The sequence below is a fragment of the Corynebacterium sp. genome (assembly GCF_043426755.1).
In the GTDB taxonomy this organism is placed as follows: Bacteria; Actinomycetota; Actinomycetes; order Mycobacteriales; family Mycobacteriaceae; genus Corynebacterium.
The window spans coordinates 43,696-61,852 of sequence record NZ_JBHWRP010000087.1 but is presented as its reverse complement, the minus strand read 5'-3'; the positions used below and the strand labels follow the sequence as shown (position 1 = coordinate 61,852).

Below are 18,157 nucleotides of genomic sequence, written 5' to 3'. Positions count from 1 at the left end.
GGGTATGGGCGTGAGCTAAATTACACCGAAACTAGGCGTTAGTTCTGCTCGCGGTACCATCCGATCAACGCATCGGTGGAGGAATCGCCGGTGTCAGCCTTCTCTTCGCCGGACACAGCCGCTGCCAGCTGGTTCGCCTGCTGCTTGCCCAGCTCCACGCCCCACTGGTCAAAGGAGTTAATGTCCCAAATGACACCCTCGGTGAACGTGATGTGCTCGTACAAAGCGATCAGAGAACCCAGCACATACGGGGTGAGCTCCTGCGCCAAGATGGTGGTGGTCGGGCGGTTACCCGGCATCACCTTGTGAGGCGCAACGTCGGCTGCCACGCCCTCGTCGAGGATCTCCTGCTCTGTCTTACCGAAGGCGAGCACCTTGGTCTGGGCGAAGAAGTTGCCCATCAGCAGGTCGTGCATGGAGCCTTCGCCCGACGCCGTCGGCAGGTCTTCCTTCGGGTTTGCGAAACCGATGAAGTCCGCAGGGATCATCGTCGTGCCCTGGTGAATTAGCTGGTAGAAGGCGTGCTGGCCGTTGGTGCCCGGTTCGCCCCAGAACACTTCGCCGGTGTCATAGGTAACCGTGGTGCCGTCGTGGCGGACCGACTTACCGTTCGACTCCATGGTGAGCTGCTGCAAATAAGCAGGGAAACGCCCCAGATCCTCCGAGTAGGGCAGCACCGCGTGGGACTGTGCGCCGTAGAAGTTGCGGTACCACACGTTGATCAGCCCCATCAGCGCCGGGATATTCTCGCGCAGTGGTGCGGTGCGGAAGTGCTCATCCATCGCGTTGAAGCCCTCGAGGAAACGCATGAAGTCCTGCGGGCCAATCACAGCCATCAGCGACAGGCCGATGGCCGAGTCCACCGAGTAGCGGCCGCCGACCCAGTCCCAGAAGGGGAACATGTTGTTGGTATCGATGCCAAACTCCGCGACCTTCTCCGCGTTGGTGGATACCGCAACGAAGTGCTTCGCGATCGCCGACTCATCGCCGTCAAACTTCTCCAGCAGCCAACGCTTCGCGGCATGCGCATTCGACAGCGTCTCTTGGGTGGTGAAGGTCTTGGAGGCGACGATGAACAGAGTCGACTCTGGGTCGACCTCCGAGAGCACACGGGTCATGTCTGCCGGGTCGACGTTGGACACAAACTCCGCATTGATGCCGGCAGTCGCGTAGGTGCGCAGCGCCTTCGTCGCCATCGCAGGGCCCAAGTCCGAGCCGCCGATGCCGATATTGACCACAGTCTTGATGGTGCGGCCGGTATGGCCCAACCAGTCCCCAGAACGTAGCGACGAGGCGAAATCGCGCATCCGTCCAAGCACCTCGTGTACATCGGCGGCGACATCTTGGCCGTCGACTTCTAGGTCCTTGTCGACGGGGAGACGCAAAGCCGTGTGGAGCACGGCGCGGTCCTCGGTGTTATTGATGTGTGCGCCGGTGAACATCTTTTCCCGGGCGCCGGTGACATCGGCTTCGTCGGCAAGGGCAACTAGGGCTTCGACGATGTCCTCATCGATGAGGTTCTTGGACAGATCCACGTGAAGGCCAGCAGCATCGAGGGTGTACTTCGCTGCGCGATCAGACTCTTCGAACAGTTCACGCAGCGTGGTGTTCTTCTTGGACTGGTAAAGCTCCTCGAGCTTCTTCCAGGCAGCAGTGGTTGTGATGTCAGACATAGGTCCTCCTGATTGGTGGTTTCTATAACATCAAACTTAGTCGGAATTGCGCCTTCGTGCTGAGGACTGGGAAAAAGGGCATACTGGTGCTCATGAGCATTGTAAAAATTAACGCACTGACCGTTCCTGCTGAATCTGCGGAGACCCTCGAGGAGCGATTCGCAGCACGCAAGCACGCCGTCGATTCCGCACCAGGGTTCGAAGGCTTCCAGCTGCTTCGCCCAGTCAAGGGCGAGGACCGCTACTTCGTAGTCACCCAGTGGGCGGACGAAGAGTCCTATGCTGCGTGGCGCGATGGCGATGCCCGCACGGCGCACGCACAGCCTGCAGGTGGCGACGGCGAGCAGCCTCGCAAGCCGGCAGCAACCAAGGCTGAGCTTCTCGAGTTCGACGTGGTTCTGGATTCCACCAAGAATTAGCCCAACTTGCCTCGCCCTAGGCGCAGCAGGACCCCAGCTAAAACGGGGCCTTCTTCACCCAGCTCCTCGCGGAACTGGTTGATGATGGCAACCTCGCGAGTATGCACCAAGCGGGTTCCTCCGGAGCCCATGCGGGTCTTGCCGATCGCCTGGGCCACCTCAGTGCGGCGCTTCACGGCATCGAGGATAACGCGGTTGAGCCGGTCGATTTCCTTGCGATATTCCTGGATCTCTGCATCGGAGAGCGGATCGTCCGTACCAGACGGCATGCGGATCTCAAGATTGTCATCACGGGAATCACTCATGAGAGATATTGTGCCACGTGAGGGCCGTAAAATCAGCAATGTCCTGACCACCTAGTAGGTTAGAGTCATTATGACTACAGACCTGACTTTAGGACTTAATCCGCAGCAGACTGCGGCCGTGGAGCATTCCGGCAGCCCTTTGCTGATCGTCGCGGGCGCCGGTTCTGGTAAGACCGCGGTGCTTACCCGTCGCATCGCGTATTTGCTGACACAGCGGGGCGTCGCGCCGTGGCAGATCCTGGCCATTACATTTACCAACAAAGCCGCCGCTGAGATGAAAGAGCGCGTGAGCAGCCTGATCGGCCCGCAGGCGGAACGCATGTGGGTGGCCACTTTCCACTCGGTGTGCGTGCGTATTCTGCGGCAGCAGGCGCAGCTGGTGCCGGGTCTGAACACCAATTTCACTATTTATGACTCGGACGATTCGCGCCGTTTGCTCACGATGATCGCCAAGGACATGAACCTGGACCTGAAAAAGTTCAGCGCGCGCACCCTGGCTAACGCGATTTCGAACCTGAAAAATGAGCTGATCGACCCAGATCAGGCTAACGCTAGCGCGCAGACCACGAAAAACCCCTTCGAGACCACCGTCGCGGATGTCTACGTCGAATACCAGAAGCGCCTGCGCGAATCCAACGCGCTAGATTTCGATGACCTGATCGGCGAAGTCGTCCGAATTTTCAAGCAGCACCCACAAGTCACGGACTATTACAGGCGCCGGTTCAGGCACGTGCTTGTCGACGAGTACCAAGACACGAACCATGCGCAGTACGAACTCGTGCACACCTTGGTGGGTGAGGGCCCGGACGCGCCGGAACTGGCTGTCGTGGGCGACTCAGACCAGTCGATTTATGCTTTTCGTGGCGCCACGATTCGCAATATCGAAGAATTCGAACGCGATTATCCGGCGGCGAAGACTATTTTGCTGGAGCAGAATTACCGTTCCACCCAAAATATCTTGGAAGCAGCGAACGCCGTCATCAGCCAGAACGAGGGCCGGCGCCCAAAGAACCTGTGGACCGACCACGGCTCGGGCGACAAGATCGTCGGGTACGTCGCCGATAATGAGCACGACGAAGCACGATTCATCGCCAACGAAGTTGATAGCTTGGCCGACCAGGGTGTCAATTATTCCGATATCGCGGTGATGTACCGCACCAACAACGCCTCGCGCGCAGTAGAAGACATCTTCATTCGCTCCGGTATCCCATACAAGGTCGTCGGCGGTACCCGCTTCTATGAGCGCAAAGAAATCCGCGACATCGTCGCTTACCTGCGTGTGATCGACAACCCTGACGATACGGTTAGCCTGCGCCGCATCGTCAACGTACCGAAGCGCGCAATCGGGGATAAAGCGCAGGCGATGGTGGCACTGCATGCCGACAACAATGACATCAGCTTCGGCAAGGCGCTGATCGACGCCTCCGAAGGCCGCGTGGACATGCTGGCGACGAGGGCAAAAAATGCGATCACAGGCTTCGTCGACATGATGGATACTCTGCGTGATGAACTGCCGGGGATGACCAACGAAGTTACCGGAATGCCGGATCTTGGGCAGCTGGTCGCCCGTATCCTCGACATTACCGGGTACAAAGCAGAGCTAGAGGCTTCAAACGATCCGCAAGACGGCGCACGCCTAGACAACCTCAATGAGTTAGTCTCCGTGGCACGTGAGTTCTCTTCAGAAGCGGCAAACCAGATGGCGTACCAGGCCGACGCCGACGCCGATCTCGCAGGCTCGGTCGGCGAAGGGGAAGTAGACCTCATAAGTTCGGTCGGCGAAGGCGGAGCGGACATCGCGGGAGTCGACGATGGGGAGCCCGAACCGGGCAGCCTGCAAGCCTTCCTCGAACGAGTATCCCTCGTCGCCGATGCTGACCAGATCCCAGACAACGAGCAGGGCGTGGTCACGCTCATGACGCTGCACACCGCAAAGGGCCTAGAGTTTCCCGTGGTCTTTGTTACAGGATGGGAGGACGGTCAATTCCCCCACCTGCGCGCGCTGGGGGACCCTGCCGAGCTCGCTGAGGAGCGTCGCTTGGCCTACGTGGGAATCACACGTGCCCGCGAGAAGCTGTACCTCTCATGGGCAATGCTGCGTTCCTCTTGGGGTAACTCGGTGACCAACCCAGCCAGTCGCTTCCTCGCAGAGATCCCAGAAGATCTCATCGACTGGCGCAGGGAAGAGCCCACCTACGGCCATTCCGCAAGTGCTTGGGGCAGTGGTTCGTCGTCACGCCCTTCCCAGCCCTCGCGCTTCGGCTCTAGGACCAGCGGCCGGCTTCAGAAGTCCGCCGTGAAGGTGAATAAGGACCTTGATCTATCCACGGGTGACAAAGTCAACCATGCCAAGTACGGCCTAGGTACTGTGACCGCCGTTGACGGCGTGGGTGCACGCGAGACGGTGACGATCGATTTCGGTTCCTCCGGCACCGTCCGCCTGATGCTTATCGGCGGGGTGCCAATGGAGAAGCTCTAAACCGCGCCCCAAGTAGGCCTGGCTAGGAAATGGAGATCCCGCGTGCTGCAAACCAGGGGACAGGGTCGACGGGGGTCACACCGTCCGGCTTGATCTCAAAGTGGAGGTGCGGGCCGGTGGAGCGGCCTTCCGAGCCGACGGAAGCGATTACCTGACCGGCCGACACCTCCTGACCTACCGAGACGTTATAAGACTGCATGTGTCCGTACACGGAGCGCTCACCGTTGGAGTGCTCCAGCACAACCCAGTTACCGAAGCCTTGTGCCGGACCAGCGTTCACGACGGTACCGTCCATGACCGCGCGAATTGGAGTGCCGTAGGGCGCACCGATATCGATACCCTGGTGCATCGCGCCCCAGCGGGCCCCATAGCCGGATGTAAACGTGCCTTCAGAAGGCAGAACCACGCGGCGGCCTTGGGCGTCAGAACCCTCCTGGTGGGACAGCGTGTACCGAGTCGTCGTTGCTTCATCCTCAGCCTCGTCGTAGTCCGGAAGAGTACGTGGGTCGTAGACCACGGAATACCCGCCGGCGGAGACCGTCGCTCCCGCTGTGGTGATCGACTCAGCAACCTTGACCAAAGAATCAAGAGCGGCACCGTAATCGGTAATTTCCGCGCCATCGAGGTTCACGGTCAGCGCGTTGGCGTGGGCGGTCGGGGAGAGCGCAACCACACACGCGGTGGCAACGGCAAGCAAGCGACGTTTCATTGAGTAGTCCTTATTCACAAAGCATCGAGTTGTTCACTAAACGTATTCAACATAGTCGCGGAAAGAGGGCCTAGCAATGCCCTATCACGCCCTTGACGTGCAGATATGGCGAATATCTGTGTAAAAATCTTTTCATAAAGCCAGCTCACCCCATCGAAACGCAAGGTGTCAGTGGGGCGAATGTTATTTATATGACATAAGGGGTGGCAGGGGTGAAGCGGGGGTACGTTACTGCCGGTGCTGGATCTCCATCTGCCTATCACGGTGGAACAGAGTCGCCACCGCGTACGCCAACACCGGGGTAAGTAGCAGGAGAATACCGAGAAGGTCCCAGTGCACTTCGAGAAAACTACGTGTTCCGGTGTGCAGCAGATTTCCGGCCGCATCAACATGGTCGGGGGAAGCGGTGACCCACGCAGAGATCAGGCCTGCTAGGGTGCCGGCAACCGTGCCAAGCAGCACTAGGACGGACGCGAAGACCCCGGTGATTCTGTGCGGCATGGCGGGGTCGGCCCCGACCGCGCGCAGAAGCGCGAACTGACGGTTCGTACTGTTTGTGGACAGTGCCAGGGTCAACGCAATCATGATGAGGATGAGCATCATGACCGCAGCCCCCGCGCTCGCAGGTAGGTAATCCGGCTGCCCGCTACGGTGCGCGGCGGTGAAGCTATACGCGTTGGCGGGGTCGGAGAAGTAATCCGAAAGGGCAGTGGCCTGCTTGTCGTTCAGTGGTTCTTGCGCTTCAAATAGCAGGGGTCCGGGTTCTGTCTCAAGGCCCAATTGCTCCGCAAGCGCGGTGGTGACCAGGGGCTGGCCCATGTGGGCGGGGAGCACGTCAAGGAATGTCAGATTGCTCCTTTCTCCTCCTGTGTTGTCACTTTTGGGCGCCATCCACACAGCACCGGTACCTTGGGGCGCTGTGCCCTCGGCGACCAAGACCGCCGGTTCCTCCAGCGCGTCAAGTGCACGGCGTTCCGCTTCTGGGGTGGCAAAGTAGAAGGCGCGTAGCGCGTTTTTGTCCGCTACCAATGTTTGGTGCCACGGCAGACTAACGAAGTCCACCTTGTGCCGTGGGTAACACTGGCGTGCTGTTGCGGGATTTTCGTCGTCACGCGAATCGGGGCCGCACGTCGCGTCAGCGACTGCGTTCAGGTCGGTGGTGACCTGGGTGAGCTGATAGCGCGAGGTCGGGCCAGCAACCTGCTCTACGGTCGCGATCGCTGGGCCGTGCCCGTCGTCGGGACGAGCATCGCTGGAGCGGTCGAAGAGAAACATTGTCCTGGAGTTGAAGGTGGCATTGTTAAGGTCTGCGGAACGTGCGCTACTTGCCATAGCCCCTGTGATTGCCGAGACCGTAATGAACGTGGTCACCAGGACCAGAGCCACGACCGGGATCGAGCGCAGGGATTGGCGTGCCACATCGCGCATGGCAAGACGAGGGACAGTACTTAACGACGATCCCACCTGCGATACCAGCCACACGAGCAAAGGGACACAACCGGCTAGCCCAACCACCACCAAGGGCCATGACAAGGTGCGTGCGATAAGGACAAGAAGAATAACCGGCCGGGATCGCGTTTCGAGTTCGCTAAAATGCAAGGCAGTTCCATCAACGTTTGTCAGCAGAGACAGGCCGATACCGACTGCGAGAATTACCAGCCCCGCGAGCATCCACGGCCTGAACCGCAACATCTTATCGGGCGCGCCACCTGCAATCGCTGCGGCCAAGGGCATGCGGCTAGAAATTATCGCGGGGATAAACGCTGCCACCAGAGCGCCGATTACCGCTCCCAGCCAGATGACACCCGTGGTCGTCGCATCGATCGCGAGTGGCCACTTGGGGAAACGCACCAACCAGTACGCGCTGGCGGCCCCGATGCCCAGCAGCACGCCTGCAGTGGCGCCGATCAGGCCAGTGAATAATCCGTAGGCGACAACTGACTGCCGAAGATGTCCTTGCGTTGCACCTTGCGACCGCATCAGGGCATAAGTTCGGGCCTGTTTTCCCGCAGCAAGGGAGAACACAGGAGTGATGAAGAGGAACAGGAAGATCATCGCCACCATCAGGGTGGCCCATGCGAGAACATCGAAGAAGATCTGGTCATTTGGCGCCGAATGTTGATGAAGATCCTCCGACTCCACGATAAAGCCCTGCGCGTTGAGGAGCTGCACATCCTCCCACGTCATGGGCTCCGGACCGACCGCGTGCCAGGTGACAAACACACCCGCCTCGTCCAGTGCATCGTCGGTAGTAACTGTTGCCGGGTCGAGCAGCGTCGGTGCGGCTACGACAGCCTGGTAGGTCGCTGCACGCCCCGAAACGGTCCACGTGCCATGGTCCTTGGCGGTCACTGTGTCGCCGATCTCCAGTCCGAGGCGTTGCATAATCTCGGTCGGGAGATACACCTCGCCGGGACCAGGCAGAGTCGCGGCCGGGGAGTGGTTGACCTGCAAAATATTGAGCGACGCGGTGAGGTTACCTGCAGATAGCTCGACCGTCGAGTCTACCGTGGACGCGATCTTAAAATCTGGCAGTGCCGCTTCCAAAGTGCGCTGGACCGGCAACTGTGGGTTGGGGCCTGTGCATGCCGGCCCGCGTTCCTCTGCCGTTTGCGTGCACTCTTCCGAACCACTGACAAAGATAGTGTTTCGCTGCTCGCGCAAAGCATTTTGGGCCTGCGTGGATTCATCCACCATGTGTAGGCCAGTCAGCAGTGCGACTGGCACCAGGATCATGAGGAAAGCAGCAAGCGTGCGCCACGGGTGGCGGCGCATATCGCGCCGGGTGGGGCGGGTTAAGGCGGTGAAAGTGCTCATGGCTAACTTACCCGCCCATCACGCATCAAGATGGTGCGATCGGCCCAGCCCGCAAATCGCGGTTCGTGAGTAACCAGCAGCCCTGCAGCCCCGGCGTCGACGCGTGCACGCAAAACGTTCATCACATCATCGCTGGTAGCAGTGTCGAGAGCGCCGGTGGGTTCGTCGGCAAGCAACAATGTTCGCTGGCCGATCAAGGCGCGGGCTATCGCCACACGCTGGGCCTGCCCGCCGGAGATCTCATCAGGGTAGGCGCCGTCCAGGCCGGCAAGACCCACCTCGTCCAGGGCGTGGGTTGCGGCATCCCGGCAGTCCGCAGGACGCATTCCGTCGAGCTCGAGCGGGAGCGAGGCATTTTCACCGACAGTCAGTGTCGGTGCCAGGTTGTAGTGTTGGAAGACTACACCGACCTTCCTGCGCCTTAACTCCGCGGCCTTCTGTGCGGACATGCTGGAGGCTTCGACCCCGTCGAGCAGGACGCGGCCGCTGGTGGCTGGCTGCAGGAGCCCCGCGACGTTGAGCAAGGTCGATTTTCCGGATCCAGAGGGACCCATCACGGCGACTAGTTCGCCAGGTTGCACCGTCAGGTTTACGCTGTCCAACGCGGTGACTGTGCGGCTCCCGTCGCCGAAAACGCACGTCACGTCAATCATTTCGAGTGGGTAGGTCATGGCTTGGGTCCTTTTCGGGAGGAGTTATTCATCATGGCCTCGACGCGGTCGAGGAAGCGGGCATCGGATTCGAGGTCGAAGATGCGGCGTTCGGCGGCAAGTCGCTGTGCGCTTAACGACGAATCTGTCTGACGTAGTTGCTTGTTGACCTCTTGGATTTGGGCGAGCACTGCGCGGCGCTGAGTGTCTAAAACTTCGAGAAACTCAACATCTGGCCGATCGACTGCGAGGGATACTTTGATGACAAGTTCGTCGCGCTCCGTGGCGGGGCGCAGTACTGGGTCGGTCCACCATGCTGCGATTTCTGCACGGCCTTCGTCGGTAAGCGCATAACTGACAGCCTCGTGCCCGGTAGGGGTCAGAGTGGTTCCCACAGGGGTGATGCACCCATCGCGCTCAAGCCGGGTCAGAGTTTGGGTGACCTGCCCCATGTTGAGGGTCCAGAGGTTGTCGGTGGCTTCGTGGAAGGAATGGCGGAGTTCGGCCGGGGTCCGTGGCTGCTCTGTGAGCAAGGCCAAGAGGGAGTGTCTGATTGACATAGGCGGAGTCCTTGGTCTGGATATCGAGCTTGGTTACTCGGTAACCATAAAGTTACTGGGTAACCTTCGCGTGGTCAATAGGCAACGAAAAACCCGCCCCGCAGCAACGCTGCGAAGCGGGTGATTCGACAGAAAAAGTTAGAGGCTGATGCCACGCTGTGCCAGCCACGGCTGAGGATCAATCGGGCCCTGGCCTGCTGGGTGGATCTCGAAGTGGAGGTGGGAGCCGGTGGAGAAGCCGCGGTTGCCCATGCCGGCAATCTTCTGGCCTGCGATGACGGCCTCGCCCACGGCAACGTCCAAGGTCTCCATGTGCCCGTAGACGGAGATGGAGCCGTCGTCGTGCTGGATGCGGATCCACTGGCCGTAGCCCTGAGCCGGACCGGAGTCGATCACGGTGCCGTCCATGACTGCCAGGATGGGGGTGCCCACCAGGTTGGCGATGTCAATGCCGTTATGCATGGTGCCCCAGCGTGGGCCGAACCCGGAGGTGAATGCGCCTTCAGCAGGCTTGACCACTGCCGGGCCACGCATTGCCTGGTCTGCCTCAGCGAGTTCGGTGGAGTACTGAACAGCCTTCCCCAGCTGCTCATCCAGGTTCGCGGTGGGCTTGTATTCGGAGATTGCGAGGATCTGTGGAGCCTCTTCGACTGTAGTGTCAGTCTGCTCGATCACGTCGCTGTCATTGGCCAGCGTGTAATCAACGTTAGCCTCTCGAGGAGTGCTCTGGTGTGATGCCTGCAAGTTGGCGGCAGCTGCGCCGCCGGCGCCAGCAGTGGAGATCGCGCCAGTTGCTACTGCAACGAGTGCTACGCGGCCCTTGTTAGGGGTTTGCTTACGGTGCTTTCCACCGGTGCGTCCCGCGCGGGTAGTCGTGTTAAGCATGAATCCTCTTTTTCCAAAACTGTTTACGATCCGTTCTGTATCGAGATCGTAACCATCTTGTTATCTGCCGAGTGATAACAATAGCGAGTCGGCGGGGGACCGGCAACCCATTTTCGCGAAAAGAATTAATTGTGTCGAATTAAGCCGGCGTTACATTCGTTATCAAATCGTGTCCTAGGGTGATCGCTCCGTGTCTTTCGGCTCTGTCTCGAAGCGTTCATGGAACACTGGGACAGGATGAGTAACAAGTCTAGTCCTCGGTCCAGGCCCTCCCGCAAGGCGCCGACTTCGGTTCGCTCCGGCGTGCGTCGTCCCCGCGCAAATGTTGCGTCGCCGACCCCGCCTCAGGATCCCGAAAACGTGACTGCGCAGCAGCGCCTCCGACGGTTTCTCACCGTCATCGGAATCCCTAACTTGGTGCTGGTCCTTGCGGTAATCGTGGTGGCATTCGCCTGCGTCCTTTTCGCCGGAGAAACTTTCGCCGCCTTGCCAGCTGCAATCGCTGAAGTATGGTTTGTCGCCCATCTGGTGCCGGTGAGTTTCCAAGGTGTGACACTCGGTGTCTTGCCGCTAGTTCCGGCGCTCGGCGTGATCGCTCTGATCGCTTCGAGTGTGAATCGGGCTGTCAAAAATAAGGTGAGCATTCTTGACCTCGCCACCATCCTCGGGGCCATAATTGTGATTCCTCTCACATTGTCTGGGATTGCCTGGTTTATGGTCTGGGATGCGGCAAAAGTTTTCCCCCTCGAGGCGCCCTCAGTTGGCCTAACAATCCTGCACCCCGTTGCCATCCATCTCATCGGCTTGATCATCGGTATGGGCCCATCCCTATGGAAGGCGCTCGCCCGCCGATTCGGTTTTGCTGAAGTGCTTGTCGACGGCGCCACCCGCGCCCATCAACTCATGCTCCGGCTTTCTGCGACAGCCCTCATCGTGTACCTCGCTGTGTTCATCGCCGGGCATGAACGACTCGGTGAGCTCGCGGCCGCCTACCCGGTCTTGTCTGGTCTCGGCGTGGTGGGACTGGTCGTCGTGTGCCTGCTTTATCTTCCGAACGCGATCGTCGGAACGCTTGCTGTACTCTTCGGCGGACAGGTGTCGATCGGGGCAGGCAGCGTGAGCCTGTTTGCTATCGATCTGGTCCCTCTTCCGGTGTTCCCACTATTCGCGGCGATCCCCGGAACAGTGGAAGCCTGGGCGCCGGTGCTGCTGTTGATCCCATTTGCAGTAGTCGTTCATTACGTAATCACCCGCGCATGGGATGGCCAGATGGTTGCTGCAACCGCTGTCTTTGCAGGGATGTGGGCGCTTGTCGCGGTCTATTTCGCCTCGGGGCAACTCGGTGGGTACGGCTATAGCGGCCCTGTCCACTGGCTCATTGCGGTTCTGGCAACCGCATGGGTTGGCCTGATTGCTGGAGTCGCATGGGGGATTGCGGTGCTGCGCAATCGCAGCGTCGAGGAAGGCGTTGAGGAAAGTGTCGAGGAGGTCGCACCAGAGGATCACACCCCAGCCGAAGAAGAAACTGTAGAAGCAGACGTAGTTGAGGATCCGGAGCCTGCGGAGCAGGATTCAGAGGATGAGAGGCTAGAAGACTCTGAAGTCGATGAAGACGCTGAAGAGTCTGAAGAATCAGATGAATCTGAAGACTCAGGCGAGCCGGAGGAGGTCGTCGATAAGCCTGAACCGGAAGATTCCGCGGAGACTGAAACAAAGGACTAATGTTGGGCGCGTGACTAATCCGCAGCCTTATTCTGTTGCCGTCTTGGTGTCAGGGAGTGGGACCTTATTGCAGGCCATCCTTGACAATCAAGATTCGTCGTATCGCATAGTCCTTGTCGTTGCAGACAAGGACTGTCCCGCGCTGGAGCGCGCGGAGGCCGCGGGTATAGCCACTCGCTGCGTGCCCATGCTTCCGGATCGCGCACAGTGGAATCAGCAGCTGGCGGACACCGTCAGCGAGGCGCACCCGGACGCGGTGGTCTCTGCCGGATTCATGAAGATCCTGGGTGCCGAATTCCTGGCTCGGTTTGAAGGACGCACAATTAATACGCACCCGGCGCTGCTGCCGTCATTCCCGGGCGCTCATGCGGTCCGCGACGCGTTGGCCTATGGCGTGAAGGTCACCGGTTCCACAGTGCATTTCGTCGATAGTGGCGTGGATACCGGCCAAATCATCGCGCAGCGGCCCGTGGAGGTTCTGCCAGGTGATGATGAGGCGAGCTTGCATGAGCGGATCAAGGTGGTTGAGCGTGCACTGATTGTTGAGGTGCTACGCTCAATGTCGATTTCTACTCCAGATGGAAAGTTGAGTTTCTAGTTTCATGGCTAACAACTGCACCCCAATCAAGCGCGCGCTGATCAGCGTGTACGACAAAACCGGACTTGAAGAGCTAGCGCAGGCGCTGGGGGAAGCTGGTGTGGAAATCGTTTCCACTGGTTCGACCGCAGCCCGCATCGCTGACGCAGGCGTGAAGGTCACCCAGGTGGAGGAGCTCACCGGCTTCCCAGAGTGCCTTGAGGGGCGTGTGAAGACTTTGCACCCGCGCGTCCACGCTGGAATTCTGGCCGATACACGCAAACAGGATCACCTCGATCAGCTTGCTGATCTTGAGGTAGAGCCATTTCAGCTGGTCGTCGTCAACCTGTATCCGTTTGCGGAGACGGTGGCCTCCGGCGCGAGCTATGACGAGTGCGTTGAGCAGATCGACATCGGCGGCCCTTCCATGGTGCGTGCGGCGGCAAAGAACCACCCGTCCGTGGCTGTGGTGACCTCGCCGAAGCGTTACGACGATGTCATCTCCGCAGTCAAGGGTGGCGGATTCGATCTTGAGCAGCGGAAGCATTTGGCACTCGAGGCCTTCCGTCACACGGCAAGCTACGACGTCGCGGTCTCCGCATGGTTGGGCGAGCAGCTTGACGACGATAACTTCTTCGGTGCTACCTACGAGGACGCAACCCCATTGCGTTATGGAGAGAACCCGCACCAGGAGGCGAAGCTCTACTCCGAGGGCACTGGCCTGGCTGGTGCTACCCAGCACAATGGCAAGGAGATGAGCTACAACAACTACCAGGATGCTGATGCTGCGTGGCGCGCAGCCTGGGACCATGAGCGTGCGTGTGTGGCCATCATCAAGCACGCTAACCCATGTGGAATCGGTGTCTCAAATGAGTCGATCGCAGAGGCGCACAAGAAGGCGCACGCGTGTGACCCGATGAGCGCGTACGGTGGCGTGGTCGCGTCGAACCGTGAGGTGACCGTAGAGTTCGCCGAGCAGATCAAGCCAATCTTCACTGAGGTCATCATCGCCCCAAGTTATGAGCCGGGTGCTTTGGAGATCCTGCAGGAGAAGAAGAACCTGCGCGTGCTGGAGGCCGAGGCGCCTTCGCGCACTGGCAATGAGTTCAAGCAGATCTCCGGTGGGCTGTTGGTCCAGGAACGGGACTTCCTCCAGGCTGAGGGTGATGATGCTGCGAACTGGGAGCTCGTTTCAGGCGAGGCTGCCTCTGAGGAGATCTTGGCAGACCTGCAGTTCGCGTGGAATGCAATCCGCTGCGTTAAGTCCAACGCCATCCTCATTGCTCGCGACGGCGCCACGATGGGCGTGGGCATGGGGCAGGTCAACCGCGTCGATTCGGCAAAGCTTGCGGTAGAACGTGCGAATACTCTCGACGAGGGACGTAACCGGACCAACGGTGCTGTCGCCGCGTCGGATGCGTTCTTCCCGTTCGCCGATGGTTTCCAGGTGCTTGCCGACGCAGGAATCACCGCCGTGGTGCAGCCAGGTGGCTCCATTCGTGATGAAGAAGTCATTGCTGCCGCCAAGGAGGCGGGCGTGACCATGTATCTCACCGGTACTCGCCACTTCGCGCACTAAATATTAGTGAGATCGCCAGCTTCGTCGGGCCGCACGAGACGATCGCCATGCTAGAGTAAATCCCTAACTTGATACGTAAATCTAGGGGATGAGGCATGACGTACCGCGGTTCCGATGGGGATACCAACCCAGGTCAAGACAAACCGAAGCAGCATTTCCCGCAGCAGCAGGGAAGCTATAACTGGGGGGGGGAGAGCCCGAATAGCTGGCAGAATTCCTCTGAGTACGGTGGGCCGCCACCGCAGCACCCGATGTACGACCAAGCATCTGCTGCGCAGTCAGGCTCCCGCAATACCGGCCTGATCGTGGGGTTGGTCGTTGCGATCGTGCTCCTCCTGCTTGCCGTTGCTGGTCTTGCCGCCTGGAGCTTCGGGCTTTTTGGTGGGCGCTCCGCTTCGGGCCCAGAAACGACTGTGCAATTGGTCACCGAAACCTCTTCGGAGTCTTCGTCGGAAAGCAGTAGTGAACGGGATTCAGAAACCCGCGAGTCCAGTAGCGAGCGCCAGGAGCCGACCACGACGTTTTCTCGTTCGCAGCGCAGCCCAGAGCCGGACCGGCCGCGGGGTTCGGACTACCCCACGCAATACGCGGCTACTGCGGAAACAAGTGACCCATTTGCCCGCTCTGTGGGCGATGCTTTCCGGGAACATGTTGACCGCACAGGCAGGACCAGCGGAACAATTTCAGCCTATAGTCCGGTCACCGGCGTGACATATACGATGTCCTGCGCTGACTACGGTTCGTACGTTGCCTGCGCGGGCGGTAACAACGCACTCGTCCATATTTCGCGATGAACCTCAAGCCTGGTCGGCCACTACTGACATCCACTGGCCTCGTTCTCGTCCTCGCGCTGGGATCAGCGTGCACGATCGGTGATGTCGATGCGCCCAAAGACTCGGCCGGTGGTGACGCCGGCCCAGGTGGGCCACTGGACGGAACGGTAACGCTGACGTCCACGACCACAGTCCCACCTGAGCCTTCACCGCCTCCTGCTGCAGAGCCCGCTTCACTCCCACTACAAAACATCGTCGACGAGGTGATCGCCCGCTACGGTGGCAACGCTTCTGTCGCGGTGTCTGATGGCACGAATGAACTGATCGGGGGAGACGATGCAGCCTTGCCAGCGTGGTCAACGATCAAGGTACCGATCGCCATCGCGGCCCTGCGCCAGGATCCATCCCTCGCGCCCACCGCGGCTGCAGCTATTCAATCCTCTGACAATGCAGCGGCGGAGGTGTTGTGGAATTCTGTGACCCCGCCGCTAGTGGAGGCAGTGTTGGCAGAGGCGGAAGCCCCAATCTCAGTCAATGCGGTTCCAACCCGCCCCGGGGTGTCGACTTTCGGTCAGACATCGTGGTCGCCTAGCCAGCAGGCGCGATTTGCAGCGAACCTGGCCTGTGTCGATGGTGCGCAGCCGGTGTTGGATTTGATGGGCCAGGTCGTGGCCGAGCAGTCCTACGGGATTGGCCAGCTGCCGGGGGCGCGCTTCAAGGGCGGTTGGGGCCCTGATACCTCTGGGCTGTACGATATCCGCCAGTTCGGCCGCTTTTCCACCCCTCAGGGGGATGTTGCTATCGCGTTGACGGCTTCACCATCTGACGGCTCCTATGCCACCGCACAGGCGATGGCAAATGAGTTAGCACATGGCGTATCGACGATTGCCCATGAGCTACCGTTGGCGGCGTGCCAGTAGGGAACTGGTTCTAGGAATGTGAAAAGCGCCCGTCCACATTGTGTGGGCGGGCGCTTTCTCGAACTCTATGCTGCTATCGTCCGAACAACCGTGCTTAGCGGCTGGTGAACGGCAGGAGAGCCATTTCGCGGGCGTTCTTCACAGCGGTAGCGACCTGGCGCTGCTGCTGTGGCGTCAGGCCGGTGACGCGACGCGAGCGGATCTTGTGACGATCGGAGATGAACAGACGAAGGGTCTTGATGTCCTTGTAGTCCACCTTCTCGATGCCCTCAGCCTTGAGCGGGTTCTTCTTTGGGCGACGGGACTGCTCAACCCGTGGCTTGCGATTATTACGCTTCATGTAGAGACACTCTCCCTTTTACCACGAGGACTTACGAACGCCTGGCAGCTCACCGCGGTGAGCCATGCCACGCATACGGACACGAGACAAACCGAACTTACGCAGGTAACCGCGTGGACGGCCGTCACGGGAGTCACGGTTGCGAACACGGACTGGGGAGGCGTCGCGTGGCTGCTTGTTCAGTTCGAACTGTGCATCCAAGCGGTCCTCATCAGAGGTGTTGGGGTTCTTGATGATTGCCTTGAGCTCAGCGCGACGCTCAGCGTAACGAGCGACGATCTCCTTGCGCTTCTCATTCTTAGCGATCATAGACTTCTTAGCCATAAATTATCGCTCCTCGCGGAATTCGACGTGCTTCTTCGCTACTGGATCGTACTTCTTCAAAGTGATGCGATCCGGATTGTTGCGCTTGTTCTTACGGGTTACGTAGGTGTAACCGGTGCCCGCAGTGCTCTTCAGCTTGATGATCGGGCGGATATCATTACGTGCCATCTGTTAGATCTTCTCCCCACGGGCGCGGATCGCGGCCACGACAGACTCAATGCCGTCGCGGTCGATGATCTTCAGACCCTTAGTAGAAACGTTCAAAGTGATGGTACGGCCCTCGGAGGGCAGGTAAAACCGCTTACGCTGCACGTTGGGGTTCCAACGGCGCGAGTGGCGGCGGTGCGAGTGCGAGACGGTCTTGCCGAACTGCGGCTTCCGTCCCGTGACCTGGCAAATAGCCGACATGGGTGTGCTTCTTTCTCCTTGCCGCCCACGACATGGCCTCCCCTTTGATGTAACACCGCGCTTGGACAAGTGAGGATAGGCCGGAAAGTGAGGTTGGCCTGGGCCCAAGGGCGTCACGGGGTGCCGGTTGACGGGGCGTAAACGTGTACTTCGACAACAGCGAGACACAACACTACCCGTTTGCTCCCATAATTCCTAATCGCCAGGTTGCTTCCAAAAATAGATGAAAACAATGGGCATAGGGCGGCGGCGGCAAAATTGATGCGTGATGATTTCAGAAAAGTGGCCTTGACCTGTAAGATGAGTCGAGTTGTCCGCAAGGAATCGTCGTTAAGCGTCGATCCGTGCAGGATAAGAGTACATTTTCGCACCCAACTCGGGCACGATCCTCGGCCTTTTTAGTGCCGGCGAACCGACCCGTAGTCTCAAACCTGAGGGAAACGAATCAAGATGAAGAAGGATATCCACCCGGATTACCACCCGGTAGTGTTCCAGGACGCAGGTACTGGCTTCCAGTTCCTGACTCGCTCCACCGCTACCTCCGACCGCACCGTTGAATATGAAGGCGCAGAGTACCCACTGATCGTCGTAGACGTGACCAGTGAGTCTCACCCATTCTGGACCGGCGCACAGCGTGTCATGGACACTGCTGGCCGTGTTGAGAAGTTCAACAAGCGTTTCGGCGGCATGGCTCGTCGCAAGAAGAAGTCCGCAGAGTAGGGCGACGTCGTCGCCGATTAATAGGTCGAAGGAGGAAAGCACACAATGGCAACCCCAAAGTTTAAGATGTCGCGCGCGAACACCCGCATGCGTCGCTCCCAGTGGAAAGCTGACAAGGTCGAGCTGCAGGAAGTGAAGATCGACGGCCAGACCGTTCGTATCCCACGCCGCCTGGTCAAGGCAGCGCAGCAGGGCCTGATCGACGTCGAGCAGTTCTAAAGAGCGCTAGGACGTGAAGCCAGGCGCTTCTGTGCTAGGCTTTCAACAACTTTTAGGCGACCCCCGGCACAGTCGGGG

Annotated in this window: 20 protein-coding genes; 9 read left to right on the top strand and 11 right to left on the bottom strand. The window is 59.5% G+C overall.

Going from position 1 to position 18,157, the window contains the following annotated elements; genetic code table 11:
• Positions 1-38 precede the first annotated feature (38 nt).
• A complete protein-coding gene (gene pgi / locus ACHFGA_RS08840; RefSeq protein WP_394282023.1) occupies positions 39-1,673 on the bottom strand; it encodes a glucose-6-phosphate isomerase in 1,635 nt (544 codons plus the stop codon).
• A 92-nt stretch (positions 1,674-1,765) separates the two neighbouring features.
• Between pgi and ACHFGA_RS08835 the strand changes: the two genes are divergently transcribed.
• Positions 1,766-2,092, top strand: coding sequence for an antibiotic biosynthesis monooxygenase family protein (locus tag ACHFGA_RS08835; RefSeq protein WP_394282022.1), 327 nt, complete (start codon positions 1,766-1,768; stop codon positions 2,090-2,092).
• On the opposite strand, the gene ACHFGA_RS08830 is transcribed toward ACHFGA_RS08835, so the two are convergent.
• Complete coding sequence (locus ACHFGA_RS08830) at positions 2,089-2,397, bottom strand: chorismate mutase (protein ID WP_394282021.1); 309 nt, start codon at positions 2,395-2,397, stop codon at positions 2,089-2,091. The genes ACHFGA_RS08835 and ACHFGA_RS08830 overlap by 4 nt on opposite strands.
• Before the next feature lie 70 nt (positions 2,398-2,467).
• Here ACHFGA_RS08830 and ACHFGA_RS08825 point away from each other — a divergent pair, with 70 nt between their 5' ends.
• Positions 2,468-4,876: a UvrD-helicase domain-containing protein gene (locus ACHFGA_RS08825; protein WP_394282020.1), complete on the top strand. Its 2,409-nt coding sequence runs from the start codon at positions 2,468-2,470 to the stop codon at positions 4,874-4,876.
• A 22-nt stretch (positions 4,877-4,898) separates the two neighbouring features.
• Here the strand turns inward: ACHFGA_RS08825 and ACHFGA_RS08820 are convergent, their stop codons facing one another.
• The 5 genes from ACHFGA_RS08820 to ACHFGA_RS08800 form a co-directional block, all read right to left on the bottom strand.
• The gene (locus ACHFGA_RS08820) at positions 4,899-5,585 is read right to left on the bottom strand and encodes a M23 family metallopeptidase (RefSeq protein WP_394282019.1); all 687 of its coding nucleotides are present in this window, start codon (positions 5,583-5,585) and stop codon (positions 4,899-4,901) included.
• A 228-nt stretch (positions 5,586-5,813) separates the two neighbouring features.
• The gene (locus tag ACHFGA_RS08815) at positions 5,814-8,402 is read right to left on the bottom strand and encodes an FtsX-like permease family protein (protein WP_394282018.1); all 2,589 of its coding nucleotides are present in this window, start codon (positions 8,400-8,402) and stop codon (positions 5,814-5,816) included.
• A 2-nt stretch (positions 8,403-8,404) separates the two neighbouring features.
• On the bottom strand, positions 8,405-9,073 hold the full coding sequence (locus tag ACHFGA_RS08810) for an ABC transporter ATP-binding protein (RefSeq protein ID WP_394282017.1): 669 nt from the start codon (positions 9,071-9,073) through the stop codon (positions 8,405-8,407).
• A complete protein-coding gene (locus ACHFGA_RS08805; RefSeq protein ID WP_394282016.1) occupies positions 9,070-9,612 on the bottom strand; it encodes a PadR family transcriptional regulator in 543 nt (180 codons plus the stop codon). The genes ACHFGA_RS08810 and ACHFGA_RS08805 overlap by 4 nt, the downstream gene beginning before the upstream one ends.
• Before the next feature lie 138 nt (positions 9,613-9,750).
• Positions 9,751-10,497, bottom strand: a complete 747-nt coding sequence (locus ACHFGA_RS08800; RefSeq protein WP_394282015.1) for a M23 family metallopeptidase — start codon at positions 10,495-10,497, stop codon at positions 9,751-9,753.
• A gap of 237 nt (positions 10,498-10,734) precedes the next feature.
• Between ACHFGA_RS08800 and ACHFGA_RS08795 the strand changes: the two genes are divergently transcribed.
• The 5 genes from ACHFGA_RS08795 to ACHFGA_RS08775 all read left to right on the top strand — a co-directional run bounded on the left by ACHFGA_RS08795 (position 10,735) and on the right by ACHFGA_RS08775 (position 16,068).
• Positions 10,735-12,219, top strand: coding sequence for a DUF6350 family protein (locus ACHFGA_RS08795; RefSeq protein ID WP_394282014.1), 1,485 nt, complete (start codon positions 10,735-10,737; stop codon positions 12,217-12,219).
• Between the two features lie 10 nt (positions 12,220-12,229).
• Positions 12,230-12,817 carry a phosphoribosylglycinamide formyltransferase gene (purN, locus tag ACHFGA_RS08790; protein WP_394282013.1) on the top strand — a complete coding sequence of 196 codons (588 nt, stop codon included), beginning with the start codon at positions 12,230-12,232 and terminating at the stop codon, positions 12,815-12,817.
• Between the two features lie 4 nt (positions 12,818-12,821).
• Positions 12,822-14,375 carry a bifunctional phosphoribosylaminoimidazolecarboxamide formyltransferase/IMP cyclohydrolase gene (purH, locus tag ACHFGA_RS08785; protein ID WP_394282012.1) on the top strand — a complete coding sequence of 518 codons (1,554 nt, stop codon included), beginning with the start codon at positions 12,822-12,824 and terminating at the stop codon, positions 14,373-14,375.
• Positions 14,376-14,470: 95 nt separating this feature from the next.
• The gene (locus ACHFGA_RS08780; RefSeq protein ID WP_394282011.1) at positions 14,471-15,169 is read left to right on the top strand and encodes a hypothetical protein; all 699 of its coding nucleotides are present in this window, start codon (positions 14,471-14,473) and stop codon (positions 15,167-15,169) included.
• The gene (locus tag ACHFGA_RS08775; protein WP_394282010.1) at positions 15,166-16,068 is read left to right on the top strand and encodes a hypothetical protein; all 903 of its coding nucleotides are present in this window, start codon (positions 15,166-15,168) and stop codon (positions 16,066-16,068) included. The genes ACHFGA_RS08780 and ACHFGA_RS08775 overlap by 4 nt, the downstream gene beginning before the upstream one ends.
• Positions 16,069-16,162: 94 nt before the next feature.
• Here the strand turns inward: ACHFGA_RS08775 and rpsR are convergent, their stop codons facing one another.
• From rpsR to rpmB, 4 genes are read right to left on the bottom strand one after another with little or no spacing between them, the layout of a single operon-like run.
• On the bottom strand, positions 16,163-16,408 hold the full coding sequence (gene rpsR / locus ACHFGA_RS08770) for a 30S ribosomal protein S18 (protein WP_394282009.1): 246 nt from the start codon (positions 16,406-16,408) through the stop codon (positions 16,163-16,165).
• Between the two features lie 18 nt (positions 16,409-16,426).
• Positions 16,427-16,732: a 30S ribosomal protein S14 gene (gene rpsN / locus ACHFGA_RS08765; protein WP_394282008.1), complete on the bottom strand. Its 306-nt coding sequence runs from the start codon at positions 16,730-16,732 to the stop codon at positions 16,427-16,429.
• Between the two features lie 3 nt (positions 16,733-16,735).
• Positions 16,736-16,900 carry a 50S ribosomal protein L33 gene (gene rpmG / locus ACHFGA_RS08760; RefSeq protein WP_018581097.1) on the bottom strand — a complete coding sequence of 55 codons (165 nt, stop codon included), beginning with the start codon at positions 16,898-16,900 and terminating at the stop codon, positions 16,736-16,738.
• A 3-nt stretch (positions 16,901-16,903) separates the two neighbouring features.
• A complete protein-coding gene (gene rpmB / locus ACHFGA_RS08755; RefSeq protein ID WP_018581098.1) occupies positions 16,904-17,140 on the bottom strand; it encodes a 50S ribosomal protein L28 in 237 nt (78 codons plus the stop codon).
• A gap of 450 nt (positions 17,141-17,590) precedes the next feature.
• Between rpmB and ACHFGA_RS08750 the strand changes: the two genes are divergently transcribed.
• Positions 17,591-17,860, top strand: coding sequence for a type B 50S ribosomal protein L31 (locus tag ACHFGA_RS08750; protein ID WP_092258679.1), 270 nt, complete (start codon positions 17,591-17,593; stop codon positions 17,858-17,860).
• 45 nt (positions 17,861-17,905) lie between these two features.
• A complete protein-coding gene (gene rpmF, locus ACHFGA_RS08745) occupies positions 17,906-18,079 on the top strand; it encodes a 50S ribosomal protein L32 (RefSeq protein ID WP_018581100.1) in 174 nt (57 codons plus the stop codon).
• The last annotated feature ends 78 nt before the right edge of the window (positions 18,080-18,157 follow it).